This is a genomic window from Paenibacillus allorhizosphaerae (assembly GCF_042659105.1).
Lineage (GTDB): Bacteria > Bacillota > Bacilli > Paenibacillales > NBRC-103111 > Paenibacillus_G > Paenibacillus_G allorhizosphaerae.
Window position 1 is genome coordinate 1 of the sequence record NZ_JBHSRV010000018.1, and the last position, 14,560, is coordinate 14,560.

The 14,560-nt window shown below is 48.1% G+C and carries 12 protein-coding genes and 3 pseudogenes; 14 read left to right on the top strand and 1 reads right to left on the bottom strand.

Going from position 1 to position 14,560, the window contains the following annotated elements; genetic code table 11:
• The first annotated feature begins 487 nt into the window (after positions 1 to 487).
• The 6 genes from ACFQI7_RS32830 (at position 488) to ACFQI7_RS32855 (ending at position 5,389) form a co-directional block, all read left to right on the top strand.
• Entirely contained in the window at positions 488 to 1,087 is a 600-nt protein-coding gene (locus ACFQI7_RS32830) for a TetR/AcrR family transcriptional regulator (protein ID WP_218102199.1), read from the top strand.
• A gap of 8 nt (positions 1,088 to 1,095) precedes the next feature.
• Positions 1,096 to 1,434, top strand: a complete 339-nt coding sequence (locus tag ACFQI7_RS32835; protein WP_218102219.1) for a DUF1801 domain-containing protein — start codon at positions 1,096 to 1,098, stop codon at positions 1,432 to 1,434.
• Between the two features lie 70 nt (positions 1,435 to 1,504).
• Positions 1,505 to 2,017: an SRPBCC family protein gene (locus ACFQI7_RS32840; protein ID WP_218102198.1), complete on the top strand. Its 513-nt coding sequence runs from the start codon at positions 1,505 to 1,507 to the stop codon at positions 2,015 to 2,017.
• 353 nt (positions 2,018 to 2,370) lie between these two features.
• Positions 2,371 to 3,537 (top strand): epoxide hydrolase family protein, encoded by a 1,167-nt coding sequence (locus ACFQI7_RS32845; RefSeq protein ID WP_218102197.1) that lies wholly within the window; start codon positions 2,371 to 2,373, stop codon positions 3,535 to 3,537.
• A 161-nt stretch (positions 3,538 to 3,698) separates the two neighbouring features.
• Positions 3,699 to 4,376 (top strand): winged helix DNA-binding domain-containing protein, encoded by a 678-nt coding sequence (locus tag ACFQI7_RS32850; protein WP_230415547.1) that lies wholly within the window; start codon positions 3,699 to 3,701, stop codon positions 4,374 to 4,376.
• Positions 4,377 to 4,468: 92 nt separating this feature from the next.
• Positions 4,469 to 5,389 (top strand): helix-turn-helix transcriptional regulator, encoded by a 921-nt coding sequence (locus ACFQI7_RS32855; RefSeq protein ID WP_218102196.1) that lies wholly within the window; start codon positions 4,469 to 4,471, stop codon positions 5,387 to 5,389.
• A gap of 348 nt (positions 5,390 to 5,737) precedes the next feature.
• Here ACFQI7_RS32855 and ACFQI7_RS32860 read toward each other — a convergent pair.
• Positions 5,738 to 6,157 (bottom strand): annotated as a pseudogene (locus ACFQI7_RS32860) (IS110 family transposase); the annotation flags it as partial.
• 59 nt (positions 6,158 to 6,216) lie between these two features.
• On the opposite strand from ACFQI7_RS32860, the pseudogene ACFQI7_RS32865 reads away from it, so the two are divergent.
• From ACFQI7_RS32865 to ACFQI7_RS32900, 8 genes and pseudogenes are all read left to right on the top strand, one after another.
• Positions 6,217 to 6,375: pseudogene (locus ACFQI7_RS32865) on the top strand (phosphotransferase); the annotation flags it as partial.
• Positions 6,376 to 6,427: 52 nt separating this feature from the next.
• On the top strand, positions 6,428 to 7,111 hold the full coding sequence (locus tag ACFQI7_RS32870) for a response regulator transcription factor (protein WP_218102194.1): 684 nt from the start codon (positions 6,428 to 6,430) through the stop codon (positions 7,109 to 7,111).
• Entirely contained in the window at positions 7,104 to 8,147 is a 1,044-nt protein-coding gene (locus tag ACFQI7_RS32875; RefSeq protein WP_218102193.1) for a sensor histidine kinase, read from the top strand. The genes ACFQI7_RS32870 and ACFQI7_RS32875 overlap by 8 nt, the downstream gene beginning before the upstream one ends.
• A gap of 152 nt (positions 8,148 to 8,299) precedes the next feature.
• Positions 8,300 to 8,692 (top strand): VOC family protein, encoded by a 393-nt coding sequence (locus tag ACFQI7_RS32880; protein WP_218102192.1) that lies wholly within the window; start codon positions 8,300 to 8,302, stop codon positions 8,690 to 8,692.
• Between the two features lie 105 nt (positions 8,693 to 8,797).
• Positions 8,798 to 9,202 (top strand): annotated as a pseudogene (locus ACFQI7_RS32885) (SRPBCC family protein); the annotation flags it as partial.
• Between the two features lie 63 nt (positions 9,203 to 9,265).
• Positions 9,266 to 9,466, top strand: a complete 201-nt coding sequence (locus ACFQI7_RS32890) for a copper ion binding protein (protein ID WP_268966858.1) — start codon at positions 9,266 to 9,268, stop codon at positions 9,464 to 9,466.
• Between the two features lie 46 nt (positions 9,467 to 9,512).
• A complete protein-coding gene (locus ACFQI7_RS32895) occupies positions 9,513 to 10,535 on the top strand; it encodes a carboxymuconolactone decarboxylase family protein (RefSeq protein ID WP_218102190.1) in 1,023 nt (340 codons plus the stop codon).
• 517 nt (positions 10,536 to 11,052) lie between these two features.
• On the top strand, positions 11,053 to 14,541 hold the full coding sequence (locus ACFQI7_RS32900; RefSeq protein WP_218102189.1) for a beta strand repeat-containing protein: 3,489 nt from the start codon (positions 11,053 to 11,055) through the stop codon (positions 14,539 to 14,541).
• Positions 14,542 to 14,560 lie beyond the last annotated feature (19 nt).

The following is a 14,560-nucleotide window of genomic DNA, read 5'->3' on the forward strand; positions in this document are numbered from 1 at the left end:
GACTAACGGATGGGTTCGTGACACCATAGCGCAACGACCTTCCTCACCAGCCGTAAGAATAGTATAAAACGTCGCACCAAAATTTTCATCCTCTGTGGCGCCCGACAGGGCATGGGGGGCTAACGGGTTACGATAGTTGAATCATGGTTTTGTAATAAACATGAAATCTGATTTTCATATCTCATTAATAAACCAGGACTATAATAAGATCGACCCCCTTTTTAATATATAAAATTAAGACCCGCAGCCCGTTGCTGTGGGTCTCTTTCTGTTATCACATAACTTCATAAAATAAGTTGTTTGATACATATGTCCTGATGTGTATCGAACGGGTAGTTATCGCTAATGAACCTTCAAAATAAAGCTGTAGCAATTGCTTGGGTTAATTTGACGAGTAGGCGTCTTGACTAGAGGATAATTCTGGGATAAGATAATGTCAGTCATTACTGACAGACATATCGTGTATCTTAAAGAAAGGGAGCTGATCATGCGTCAAACTAAGCAATGGAGCACAGAGAAATTGCTACGGGCTGCTATCGACCTAATTTCGGAGAGAGGATACCATGGCGTCACGACGCAGGAAATCGCTTTAGCCGCCGACTTAAGCGAAAAGACGCTTTTTCGACACTTCGGAAGCAAGCAAAATTTGCTCGAAGCCGCCCTAGAACATTTTCAGTATGCCGAAGAGATGCGAATGCTCTTCAACGAGCAGCTTGTGTGGGAATTAGAAATCGACCTACTAACCATCAGCAGAAAATATCATGACATCATGAACCGCAACCGAAAGCTGATTCTAATCGCCATAAAGGATGAGGTCCATATCCCCGGTTTTAAAGAACGTCGACTGCAGCATCCTCGCCAACTGTTGACGTTTCTTACAGATTACCTCATTACAATGAGTGAGAAAGGAAAAATTGCGTGTTCCAACCCCACCATGCAGGCTTTCACGTTCATGATGGCTCAATATGGTGCGTTCATTAATAATTTGGAAGCCAGGGAGAACTATCCCGATATCGGGCTCGAACAGTTCATACAAGAGAACGTGAAGATTTTCGCCAGATCCATAACTTTAAAAAAGGAGCTGTAAAAGAGATGATGAACGATGAAGTATCAGCATTTATCGAAAATCTTAATCAGCCGTGGCAAATCGAGGTAAGTAACCAGCTGCGCCAAATGGTGCATAAAACCATTCCGGAAGCCGAAGAGCGCATCCAATACAAAAAGCCCCATTTTCTAAAGCATGGACATTACGCAGCTGTTATTTCTCCATCGAAAGATGCCATTGCATTCATGATCATGAACGCAACCGGTCTTGCATTCCCGAAAGGATTCGAAGGTCCTGCCGAGCGAAAATGGCTTAAAATTCGCCAAGGGGATACGCCTGATTACGATCTGTTGGCTAACCTATTGGTTCAAGCTTCAAACACTCTGTAGCGGCGAAGAATCGCCAGAACATTCACTATGTTTGGGGTGCAGACACCCTTCCAAAACAAGGAGGATTCTCATGAATAACATTCCAAATCAACCATTAGAAATGACATTCAAACGAGTATTCGATGCCCCTCGCGAACTCGTTTATAAAGTGTGGACGGAGCCCCAACATTTCGCGAATTGGTGGGGGCCTAAGGGTTTCTTCCTAGAAGTAGCCAAAATGGAAGTTCGACCAGGCGGCATATTTCTAGGCTGTCAGTCTTCCTCCGACGGGAATCATGTCATGTGGGGGAAATTTACGTATCAAGAGGTAGTCACACCCGAGAAGTTGGTTTTTATCCAGTCCTTTTCCGATGAGCAAGGCAACACGATCCGAGCGCCTTTTAACGCGAATTGGCCTCTTGAAATTATGAATATCATCACGCTTGAAGAAAACGAAGGGAAAACTACTCTGATGCTGAATGGCGGCCCTCTGAACGCATCCACAGATGAGCAAGCGGCATATGACGTTACGGCACCAATGCTTCAACAAGGACTCGAAGGTACATTCGATCAACTCGCCGACTACCTGGCTTCCCAGAAGTAATATGTGATAAAAAAGATGCTGTTTTTACGCTGAATGAATGGCTAACGGGATACGATAGTGTAAAAAGAACTGCTTCATAAACGACGAAGGAGCTGCTGCGCAGCTCCTTTTAACATCTTCACAAAATATAGTGATTTGTACTATGTCCTAATGTGCGTTGAACTACCGGGCAGCAGTTCCGATTCTTGGCGGGTGCTTTCTCTTTTTGCTCGTTCGAATTGTATTCGTATCGAAAGATTTTTTAATAAAAAGTTTCATCCCACATGCACCCTGACATAATGTTGTCAGGGTGCATGGTTTAATATAGGTATTGTAAGCACTACAAATGAACCCATTTCAAGGAGGAAATTTCTATGAAAAATTCAAGACAAATCATTTCCGAGGTAAGCACAGAAATTCAGCCGTTCCACATCTCCGTACCGCAAGACGATCTTGATGACCTTCGGAATCGTTTGTCTCGGACTCGTTGGCCGGACGCGTTAGGCGGAGCTGACTGGAATTATGGGGTTTCGCTCGACTATGTGAAAGAGTTAGCATCCTATTGGCAGAAAGAATATGATTGGCGTAAATTCGAATCTCGCCTGAATGAGTACCCTCAATTCACTACGAATATCGATGGTGCCAACATTCATTTTTTACATGTTCGTTCGCCTGAACCTGACGCTTTTCCACTACTGCTTACCCACGCATGGCCCAGTTCGATTGTCGAGTTCTTGGAACTAATCGGTCCGCTCAGCGATCCGCGCTGTCACGGTGGCGATCCGGCCCAAGCGTTCCACCTCGTCATCCCTTCCGTACCTGGATTTGGGTTCTCAGGGCCAGTACTTGAAGCCGGATGGGATATAGCTCGCATATCTAGAGCATGGGATGTCTTAATGAAGCGCTTGGGATATACGGAATACGGTGCACACGGCAGCGATTGCGGCGCACTTGTGTCCAGAGAACTTGGAATTCAGAAGCCGGAAGGTCTTCGCGGCATACATGTGCTGCAGCTGTTTTCCTTCCCTTCCGGAGATCCGGCGGAGATGGCCGACTTATCGGAAGAAGATCAGCAGAAGCTTCAATTCCTGGCCAATTTCAATGAACGGGCGGGCTTCAATTCGATCCAATCCACACGGCCACAAACACTCTCCTATGGTCTTGCGGACTCGCCTTCAGGGCAGCTTGCTTGGATTGCCGAGTTATTTTGCGGCTTTGGCGACCATGTGGATTTTATCGACCGGGATGCATTCCTGACTAACGTCACTTTGTATTGGCTGACCAATACGGCGGAATCGTCCGCACGCTTGTATTACGAGAATGCGCATAACCACGGGCAGGAGACGCAAGGACCGAATACGGCTCCGACAGGTGTGGCGGTGTTCGGACATGATTTCAAATCGATGAAGCGCTTTGCCGAACGTGACAACACGAACATTGTGCAATGGTCGGAATTTGAACGCGGAACCCATTTTGCCGCGATGGATGCGCCGGATCTTCTAATCCCTGACATCCAGGCTTTCTTCCGGAGATTCCGCTAACGCTAAACTCCAATGATGGTTATAAAAGATGGGAGCGGTAAACATGAATGCTGTGAAAGTGCAAATCCAAGGGACGGCAACCGAAAAAGAACCCGGTAAAGTACTCAGTAACCGTGAATTGAATCGCGCGCTGCTGGCCCATGACGTTCAATGAATTGGGCATGCGACTATGCGAACATTGGTCTGGACTCGATCTGGAGGCTGCAGCGGGAGTGGTTCGGAATAGAGTACCGTTAGTGCAAATACCGCCGCGGGGCATATGGGGGGAAAGCGGGCAGGCTGTACATACGTCAGTCGAAGCATGGCTCGGCCAACCTCTGTCCTCACCGCCCGAGCCGGAATGGCTCATTTGGAGTTATTTGGCCGCATTCGGACCGGCTACAGTCAAGGATATTCAGATTTGGTCAGGACTTACACGTATTCTTGAAGATATAAGGTCTCTTCGTCCACATCTGGTCACATTTCGAAACGAACGAGGCGAGGAGTTGTTCGATCTGCCGGATGCTCCTCGGCCTGATGCCGATACGCCATCTGCACCGCGGTTCCTCGGCGAGTTCGATAATATGCTGCTGTCCTACGCGGACCGGAGCCGAATCATGGATGAGACGTGCCGCAAACGTGTTTTCACGGCGAACGGAATCATCCGTGCAACCATTCTCATTGACGGCTTCGTCGCCGGAACCTGGAAGCTGATGAGCCGTCGTGATCGTGCTGTTCTGCATATAGAACCATTTCGGGTACTTTCCAAACAAGAGCTAGATGCTCTGTCTGAGGAGGGAGCTCGTATGCTTCATTTCGCAGTTTCGAATGCGGCTACCTCTGAAATTATTTTTCACTAAACAGTTAGGACATAGAAGGCTTGGGTATTCGAGTGTAGAATAAGGAATGGGTGAAATCGCTTATTGCAGGTTCCCGGATTGGAGGTCGTTCTATGAAGCTGGATCGCTTGCTCGCGATTACAATGGCATTATTAAATCAACCCCGCGTCAGTGCTACTGACCTTGCTAAGCGCTTTGAGGTTTCTCTGCGAACGATCTATCGTGACATGGAAGCCATCAATCAAGCCGGAATCCCCATTGTGTCCTTCGCCGGATCGGATGGAGGGTACGAGATTATGGAGGGCTACCGATTGGAAAAGCAGGTGTTATCTTTGGAAGATTTCTCGTCAATCTGCTCAGCCTTGCGAGGAGTACGGTCCGCGACGGATCATTCCGAAATAGATCGATTAATAGAACGAATCGGCGCGTTAATGCCTGAGCAAAACAAAGCTGAAGATCAGATTTATGTGGATCTCGATTTCAAGCCGGCTCCAAACGATAAAGTGCATATGGGTCCATTGCACCAAGCAATCAGAGACCTTCAATTAATTTCTTTTACATACTTAGATAACAAAGGTGCGGAAACCGAACGCAAGCTGGAACCGATGGGTCTTTTTCTCAAAGGCTATATCTGGTATGTATACGGCTACTGTCTGACCCGAATGGACATCCGCGTATTTCGCCTGTCCCGTATAGGAGAACTCAAGATCTTACAGGAACATTTTGTAAGGCGAGACTTTACGCTGCAAGATGTCGAACAACAATTCATGAAGAGAGCCGATTTTAAGAGAGTGCAGGCGGTATTACGGTTTCAACCGGAGGCGAAAACCCGGGTGCGTGATGAATTCGGCTTCGATAAAGTCCTCGTGAATTCTGACGGAACTTTGTCACTAACCACACATTTTTCATCAATGGAACGAGCGATCCAGAAAATCTTGAGCTACGGCAGTATGGTGAAGGTGATGGAACCCCCGTCATTAATTATGGATATGCAGCGTCAAATCCAGAAGATGGTTGAGCTTTACGAGCTATGAGAAATGGAACTTACCAAAAGAACCTCAAATTCCACTAAAGTATGTGGAGACGGAGGTTCTTTCGATTGCAGTATCAAAAACTGTTGTACTTCAGCAAGAATATTGAATGGGTTACACTGAAAGAACAAAAAAACATTCGATGATAATTACAAAAAAATTGCAATTAAATGGATTTAATAACGTACTTCGTTCAATCCATATCCGGCATATTTCGAACTGGCATCCAGTATAGCCTAAAGCCGATACCTTGCGGCGGCGGCAAAACGGAAGGTCGGGTCATTGTGCTACCCCGCAAATTTCACATAGCATAGATCTAAAAATGGCAATACGAAACTAAGCCCAGCTTTCTTCACCCTCGATCATGGCATCCATCATGTCGCGGCTGCTCACCCCCATGATGTCGGAGAAAACGGCAGCTAGTTTACTGTTGGCTCCTTCCAGCACTTTTTGGACCCGGTTATGTTCGCGAGACCGTTCCTGAATCAGGCTGCGACGGTAACGAACTAATTCGCGCAGTTCTCGTTGGTTTCGGTCTGGGATGTAACTGGGTTTCAGCAGACCGTGGCGGAGCAGATTACAAATCCATTCTGCATCTTTTACGTCTGTTTTCCTGCCGGGAACGGCTTTGATGTGCTGGGCGTTAACGACGAGGAACTGAATCTCTTCGGCTTCCAGAAAATTCACGATCGGTTTCCAGAACACCCCGGTACTTTCCATGGCCACATGAGTACACCGATGTTGCTTGATCCTGTCGATCAAATCAAGCAGGAAGATACCCCTCAGTATGACATGGAAAGAGGGATCAGGCTTCTAGAGAACAGAGACTTTCCAAATCTGAGATGAATCAAGTGAAGGATTTCCTGAATGTGTATTACAAAATTTCCGCATCGATTCAAACGTGCGTTGTGCATGGGGATTTTCATTATGATAATATTCTATGGGATGAGAACATAAGTCGCCTTGGGGTTATAGATTTTAGAAAATGATCGTTGTATCGGATGATAACCCTTTATATCCCTTTTGAAGAGGAGGCCGGGTATGACAAGCGTTCTGGTAGTCGAGGATGATGCGCACATGCTTGAAATGATTTTATTCGTCTTAAGCCGCCAGGGCTATCGGGTTCGAGGAGTTATAAACGGAAAAGAGGCTATGGATGAAATGGAACGCTCTCCCGCGGATATTGTTGTTCTTGATGTCATGATGCCAGTCATGGACGGATGGGAACTTTGCCGGGAGTTACGGGTTCTGTACCCGGATTTGCCTCTTTTTATGATCACAGCCAAGCACGAAACGAGCCAGAAACTGAAAGGCTTCGGATTAGGTGTGGATGATTACTTGGTCAAACCGTTTGACCCGCACGAGCTGGTGGCAAGGATCAAAGCACTGCTACGACGGTACCGGATTACAGCCGATAAAACAATTTCCATAGGCAATTTCAAATTGGATCGGCTTCGAGGCATGGTGGTCTGTGGGAACCAAAAATGGAATTTGCCCCACAAGGAATTCGAATTGTTATTCCATCTTGCGAGCTATCCCAGTCAAATCTTTATGCGGGAGCAATTGATCGAGGCCGTTTGGGGTTTCGATCACGAAGGGGACGAACGGACGGTTGACGTTCATGTCAAAAGGCTGCGGGAGCGGTTTGCTGCTTATGCCGATGAATTCCGGATCGTAACGGTTCGCGGTCTTGGATATCGGTTGGAGACAGCGAACGATGTTTAAAAACTTATACATCAGAATCGTGTTGACTTATATCTCTGCTGTTTTTGTCGGACTCGGCGCCTCGATTCCGATTACCTACTATGTATATAAAGAACAAATGCTTCGATTTCTCCAAAGCTCTGAAGATATTTTGCAGCTGCGAGCGGCGCTGATTATGATGCTTTGTTTGGCGCTGGTAATCGGCAGCCTCAAATTCATAATTTTAACGTTTTTTCTCGTAAAACCGCTAGAAGCATTAACGGAAGCTACTCAAAAAGTTGCAAAAGGCGATTACAATATCCGTCTACAGAGAGAAGGAAACGATGAACTGGGCGTCCTGTCGCAGCAATTTCAACACATGGCGAACGAGCTGAATCAGGTTGAACAGATGCGCCAGGAGTTCGTCTCAAACGTTTCTCACGAAATTCAAACGCCGTTAGCTTCCATATCGGGGTTTATTTCGATTCTGCAAACCGACGGATTAAGCGAGCAGGAACAGCTGCGATGCATGGAAATTATACGTCAGGAAAGCATGCGGCTTTCCCGGCTCAGCGACAACATGCTGCGTCTTGCCGTACTGGATTCGAAGTATCATCCGTTTCACCCTGCCCTCGTTCAGCTCGACCGGCAGTTGCGTCATATCGTGGTCGCTGCAGAGCCCCAGTGGACAGCTAAAAAACTACAAATTCGTCTTGATCTGCCCAAAACTGCGGTAATGGCGGACGAAGATTTGCTGAACCAGGTATGGCAAAATATTTTTCATAACAGCATCAAGTTTACTCCGGAAGGGGGGGACATCTCGATAGAGGTTCGCCCCCGCGGCGGAGAAGTAACTGTCACCTTTCGGGACAATGGAATCGGTATCGCCGAAGAGGATCGTAAACGCATTTTTGAACGATTTTTTAAGGGCGACAAATCGCGCAACCGGGATGCTGAGGGAAGCGGTCTCGGTCTGGCGATCGTAAGGCGCGTCATCGATCTGCATAGCGGCCGGATCGAAGTGGACAGCAGGTCAGGTGGCGGGACGGCCGTCACGGTTATTTTGCCCCGAGCGTAGTGTCGTAAATAAATCAAACCCTCGGAAAATAAAAGATGAGCAATCGAATTTGCTCGTCTTTTTATTATATCCATTTTTATCCATTTGCTTCATATTGCGTTCATATTGGCCACATAGAATCAACAGCAGATAAACAAGAGGAGAGTGAAAATATGGAACAAAAACAAAGCGGTTCCCTTTCCAACCTGCAAGGTAGGATGATTGGCGCGAGTTTGCCGGTCGACCAAGCCGAGAATGTGCGTGATTTTTATAAACGAGTGATAGGCTGGGAGCACATTGAAGTCATTCTAGGAGATCGGGCGGATTATCGAATGACGACACCGGACGGTCAGTTCGCGGCCGGCATTCATCATACGGCCGGCATATATGCCGACTTGCCACCCGTATGGATCCCGACCTTTCTGGTCAGCGATCTCAGGGCGAGCTTGGTAGCGTGCAAGAAGCAGGGGGGTAAAGTATTGATGAAGCCAACGAACTTTGAAAAAAACAGCGGGGCTGTCATTGAATATCCCGCAGGCGCCATTTGCGGGCTGTGTCAAATGTAATGTATGATGCGGAATTTTTTGACCTATAGCACCGCGGACAAGGGGAGCAGCGAGGCTCCCTTGACTAAAAAATATTGCCGTATTGGCACAAGGAGGACATCAAATATGGAGAACCGGACTGAAAGCCGGCTACCCGACATCCGCAGAACGATCAAAGTGGATGCATCCATTCAGGAGGTATGGCTGGCTGTCGCCACATCGGAAGGTTTGGCTGCATGGTTCATGCCGAATGATTTTCAGCCCGTCCAGGGCCATAAGTTTTCATTGGATGCAGGCCCGATAGGATTAACCTCTTGTAAAGTGACATTAATTAAGCGGCCTAACAGCCTATCGTTCGACTGGGGCAAGGACTGGCAGCTGACGTTTGAGCTCACCGATTTGGGAGGCCAAACGGAAATCACGCTCGTTCACTCGGGTTGGGACGCGAACAAGGTAGCGGAGTCCGGCAGGCCCCACACCGTGGCGTATGAACGTATGAGTCAAGGCTGGACAGTTCTCATGAATCGTCTTGTAAGAAGAGCTATTCATAAAAAGGAGAATCAAGCCATCAGTATAAATAGCGGAGGGATAAATATGCAGCAAACAACGCTTCAAGTGAGCGGCATGATGTGCAATCACTGTGTCAAATCGGTCGAGGAAGCTTTGACGGCACTCGGAGTGTCGGGGCGAGTTGACCTACACCAAGGCACAGTTTTTGTAGAATATGATGAAAACAAAGTACGCCTGGCGGCAATAAAGGATGCCATTGAATATATAGGGTACGACGTTAACTGAAGGCAAAAAGCTGGGCCACGGTTCACATGAAAGTAGGAGGCAAGCAATGATCAAGTACATCCGGCCGTTACCCGTTTCCTCAAGCGATGGTTTCGTATCAGAAATGTACAAACAAATACGGAGGGACTTTGGTTTTATAGGAGATATCTTCATCATGCATTCCCCTTCGCCGCGTTTGTTGGCTAGCATATGGGCGGCTTTAAGAGAAACGGAACTTGTTGGTGTTGTGCCGAGAGGCATTAAGGAAGCAGTTGCTGCAGCGGTTGCAAAAGCCAATCAATGTTCATTTTGTGTTGATGCGCATACAACAATGCTAATGGCAGCCGGAAATCATGAAGTAGCCCAAAAGATAAGCGATGATCAAGTTGACTCCATATCGGATGAAAAAATACGTTCGATTGTAAAATGGGCGCTTGCAACCCGTTCGCCAGGCTCATCAATATTGCAGAATCCGCCTTTTACCGCACAAGAGGCTCCAGAAATGATCGGAACCGCAGTAACTAACCATTATATCAACCGCATGATGGACGTATTGCTGACTAATAAAACGTTGGTACCCATTAATCATTTTTTATTGAATCACATGATAAAACGGGTGATTGCTCTGCTATTCTCTTCCTCCATAAGAAAAAGCAGAAAACCCGGAGAGTCCATTATTTTTTTGTCGGAAGCCTTACTGCCAGACGATCTGAGTTGGGCGAAGTCCCATCCATTCATAAGTCCCGCCTTTGCCTCTTTTGCTGCCGCTACGGATGAGGCGGGTCATAATATCATGTCTGAACAAGCACGTTCGAGTGTCAGGCATTATATCGAGGAGTGGGATGGTAAAGAGCCCGGTCTTAGCCGGAATTGGGTGGAACAGACGGTGAAAAAGCTCAGCGGACCATCCAAGATCGCAGCCAAAATTGCACTGCTGATTGCTATTGCTCCATATCAAATAGACGAAGATCTTATTCAGGAATTTAGATCAGCTTACGAAGATGATGTCCAACTCCTGAATGTGTTTTCTTGGTCCAGCTTTACGGCCGCCCGAAAAATAGGATCGTGGCTAGCGGAACCGTACGGATGAAATAAAGAACCTGAATGCGATCGTTCACGCGAAGCGGAAAGAAAATCACGTTTTATAAGGCGAAGCGGTAACGAAATGCGAAGGTTAATATTGAATCCAGTTCAGGGGAACGCCTTTCGGCTATGGAGCAGGAAGGCGTTTTTACATGGAAAAGCAGATCAATGGACGGACCGGTCATGACGTAAGGTCTCGAATTTACGAGCATTACCGGTGATAGGGCAAATTGCGTACCGGTACTAACAGCGCCGCAAATATGACAGGTCACGATCCAAGATCATGCCCGATCATTTATTGAAATTAGGATGAAATACTCTAGATGAATACCGGCAAAAAATCGGAAAATGGAATTCAGTATGATACGATGTGTATCACATTATCTCGCTGGGTTAAACGAGTTAATTCACGAGAGGTTTAACAAAAATTTTGAAAGGAGTGGGATCAAAGAATACCGCGAATTTCCAATTTCAGTTTTCTTGAAAGAAATTTTGTAGAAAAGAAAGGTTGGAAGGCAATGGGAATGATACGATCCAGGATTTTTACCAAATCGCTACTTAAATTATTTGCTTTTTTTATCGTAGCGATATGTATCCAGTTTGGCCATTCGAATGTTTCGAATGCTGCCGCAACAGGAACCATTAGCGGAACCGTATCCAATGGAAGCGGCAATCCGGTTTCCGGCGCTACGGTTAGCGTCTCCGGCGTCTCTGGTTCTGCGACTACGGATGCGAACGGGAAGTACACGCTGAATGTTCCGGCAGGAACATACCAGTATGTGTCCGTTGGTGCAACCGGGTACGCAAACTACGCTCAGAATAACATCCAAGTGAACGAAGGGAATGCGACGACGGTTAACTTCAGCTACGGTGCGATTAGCGGGATTGTGACAGATGAAAGCGGCAATCCGCTTTCCGGCGCTAACGTTTATACGTACAATGCTTTTCAAACGACTAGCGCAGGCGGAACGTATACGCTGAATGTTCCGCCAGGAACGTATAGCGTATACGCGGATAAAAATAGTGCCGGATATAATAAAAGCACAAAGGATAACGTCCAAGTGACCGCCGGAGATACGACAAATGTCAATTTCAGCTACGGTGCGATTAGCGGGACCGTAACGAATGCAAGCGGCAATCCGGTATCGGGCGCTTCGGTCTTTGCCAGTAATAGCGGTTCTGCGACAACGGATGCGAGCGGTAAGTACATGCTGAAAGTTCCGGTAGGAACATACGCCTACGTGCAAGTAAACGCGAGCGGATACGCTGCCTACGCTCAAAATAACATCCAGGTGACCGCAGGGAATACGACGACGCTGGGCTTCAGCTACGGAGCGATCAGCGGAACCGTAACGGATGGAAACGGTAATCCGGTGTCGGGCTCTTCGGTTTATACGAATATTGCCAGTCAAACGACGAATACTAGCGGATCTTACACGCTGAATGTTCCGCCAGGAACGTACTCCGTAACTGTCGGCTCCAAACCCGGATACGGTTCCTACTCGCAGACTAATATCCAAGTGACAGGTGGGAATATGGCAACGGTTCATTTCAGCTACGGCGCGATTAGCGGAACCGTAACGAACGGAAGCGGCAATCCGGTAACCGGCGCTACGGTTTATGCCTCTGGCAGCAACGGTTCTGTAACCACAGATGCGAGCGGAAAGTACACGCTGCATGTTCCGGCAGGAACGTACGACTATGTGCAAGCATACGCAAGCGGATACGCGAATTATAATCAAAATAACATCAATGTGACTGCAGGGAATGTGGCGACGGTCCATTTCAGTTACGGAGCGATCAGCGGAACCGTAACGGATGCAGGCGGGAACCCGGTTTCGGACGCAACGGTTTATACGAACAGCACCTCTCAAAAGACGAATGCCAGCGGAGCCTACATGCTGAACGTTGTGCCGGGAACGTACACCGTAACTGTCTCTAAATCCGGATACGCTCCGTATTCCCAGAATAACATCGAAGCGACGGCGGGGAATACGACGACGGCCCATTTCAGCTACGGTGCGGTAAGCGGAGCCGTAAGGGACGCGAACGGCAACCCGGTTTCAGGCGCTACGGTTTATGCCCATAATGTCTCCGGTTCTGTGACGGCGGATGCTAGCGGAAAGTACACGCTGAATGTTCCGGCAGGAACGTACGCTAATGTGACAGCATACGCAACTGGATACCCTAACTACATTCAGAACAATATCCAAGTGATCGCGGGGAATACGACGACAATTGACTTCAGCTACGGAGCGGTAAGCGGAACCGTAAATGACGCGAACGGCAATCCGGTGTCGGGCGCAACGGTTTATGCCAATAATGTCTCCGGTTCTGCGACGACGAATGCGAATGGAAAGTACTCGCTGAATTTTGCTCCGGGAACTTACACTTTAACGGTCTCCAAAACCGGATACCCTACCGAAAGCAAGACAAATATCCAGGTAACGGCAGGGCAAACAACGACGGTCAACTTCGGCGACTTCAGCTCAGGAACGATTAGTGGAACCGTAACGGATGCGAGCGGCAATCCGGTGTCGGGCGCAACGGTTTTTGCTGCGAATGTCCCCGGTTCCTCGACTACGGATGCGAGTGGAACATATACGCTGAACGTTCCGGCAGGGACGTACACCTATGTGCAAGCATACGCAGATGGATTCGCTCCCTACTATCAAAATAACATCCAGGTGACGGCAGGGAATACGACAACGCTCCATTTCAGCTACGGAGCGATCAGCGGAACGGTAAAGGATGCGAACGGCAATCCGGTAGAGGGCGCAACGGTTTCTAATGGCGCGATCAATCGAGCGACGAATGCCGGAGGAGCCTATACGCTCAATGTTCCGCCGGGGACGTACACCGTATCCGTCTTTAAAACAGGGTACCCTAGCGACAGCAAGACGAATATTCAAGTAACGGCAGGACAAACGACGACAGTTAACTTCGGTAACATCAGCTCCGGAGCGATTAGCGGAACCGTAACGGATGCGAGCGGCAATCCGGTTTCCGGCGCTACGGTTGCTGCCAGCGGTTTCGGTTCTGCAACTACGGATGCGAGCGGAAAGTATACGTTAAATGCTCCGGTAGGAACGTACACCGTAACCGTCGCTAAAGCGGAGTTTGCTTCCTTCAGCAAAAACAATATTCAAGTGACGGCGGGGAATACCACTGAGGTTAACTTTAGCTACGGAGCGATTAGCGGAACCGTAAAGGATGAGAACGGCAATCCGGTTTCCGGCGCTGCGGTTTCTACCGGCGGCATCAGTCAAGCGACGAATGCCGGAGGAAGCTACACGCTCAATGTTCCGCCGGGAACGTACAGGGTAACCGTCTCTAAAACGGGACACCCTACCGAAAGCAAAAATGATATCCAAGTAACGGCAGGGCAAATCACAACGGTCAACTTCGGAATCCTTCGCTCAGCTGCCCCGCTGCCGGCTAACATCACGGTCGTCAACAATGTCGCCGGAACACCGGATACGATTACAGTTAAAGGGTTGACCGCAGGTGACGTGATTAAAGTCTACAACATGGAAACAGGCGGAAATTTGCTGACAACATCCAATCCGGTCATAAACGGACAATCGTCAGTCACGGCATCGGTTTATCAATTGGGAACCGCAGCAGGCTATGTCTATGTATCCGTAACGAGTACCGGTAAAACGGAGAGCATTCGCACGGCAGCAGCTTACGGCGCCGAACCGGCCGATACGGTCGCACCCGTTACAAAATATCGTCTGGACCCCATTTACGCGCAGTCAAGCACCGGTAAACCATATATCAAAGGATTCACGGTGACACTTCAAGCCACAGATAATCAATCGGGAGTGAAAAACATCAAATATCGAGTGAATGGCGCAGCTTGGACGACATATACCGCACCATTCACGATCTATGCAGAAACTACGCATACCGTAGACTATTTCAGTACGGATAACGCAGGCAATGCCGAGGTCCCCGTTAACACAATGGATTTTGATAAAGGCAAGTTCACAGGCGCAGGTTCATTCTAGACAATGGATAAAGCCGGAA

Excerpts from the sequence above, each read along its gene's own strand:
- ACFQI7_RS32890 (WP_268966858.1), top strand. The coding sequence starts at position 9,266 with ATGCAGCAAACAACGCTTCAAGTGAGCGGCATGATGTGCAATCACTGT.
- ACFQI7_RS32835 (WP_218102219.1), top strand. The coding sequence starts at position 1,096 with ATGAACGATGAAGTATCAGCATTTATCGAAAATCTTAATCAGCCGTGG.
- ACFQI7_RS32855 (WP_218102196.1), top strand. The coding sequence starts at position 4,469 with ATGAAGCTGGATCGCTTGCTCGCGATTACAATGGCATTATTAAATCAA.
- ACFQI7_RS32850 (WP_230415547.1), top strand. The coding sequence starts at position 3,699 with ATGCGACTATGCGAACATTGGTCTGGACTCGATCTGGAGGCTGCAGCG.
- ACFQI7_RS32900 (WP_218102189.1), top strand. The coding sequence starts at position 11,053 with ATGATACGATCCAGGATTTTTACCAAATCGCTACTTAAATTATTTGCT.
- ACFQI7_RS32870 (WP_218102194.1), top strand. The coding sequence starts at position 6,428 with ATGACAAGCGTTCTGGTAGTCGAGGATGATGCGCACATGCTTGAAATG.
- ACFQI7_RS32880 (WP_218102192.1), top strand. The coding sequence starts at position 8,300 with ATGGAACAAAAACAAAGCGGTTCCCTTTCCAACCTGCAAGGTAGGATG.
- ACFQI7_RS32895 (WP_218102190.1), top strand. The coding sequence starts at position 9,513 with ATGATCAAGTACATCCGGCCGTTACCCGTTTCCTCAAGCGATGGTTTC.
- ACFQI7_RS32845 (WP_218102197.1), top strand. The coding sequence starts at position 2,371 with ATGAAAAATTCAAGACAAATCATTTCCGAGGTAAGCACAGAAATTCAG.
- ACFQI7_RS32840 (WP_218102198.1), top strand. The coding sequence starts at position 1,505 with ATGAATAACATTCCAAATCAACCATTAGAAATGACATTCAAACGAGTA.
- ACFQI7_RS32830 (WP_218102199.1), top strand. The coding sequence starts at position 488 with ATGCGTCAAACTAAGCAATGGAGCACAGAGAAATTGCTACGGGCTGCT.
- ACFQI7_RS32875 (WP_218102193.1), top strand. The coding sequence starts at position 7,104 with ATGTTTAAAAACTTATACATCAGAATCGTGTTGACTTATATCTCTGCT.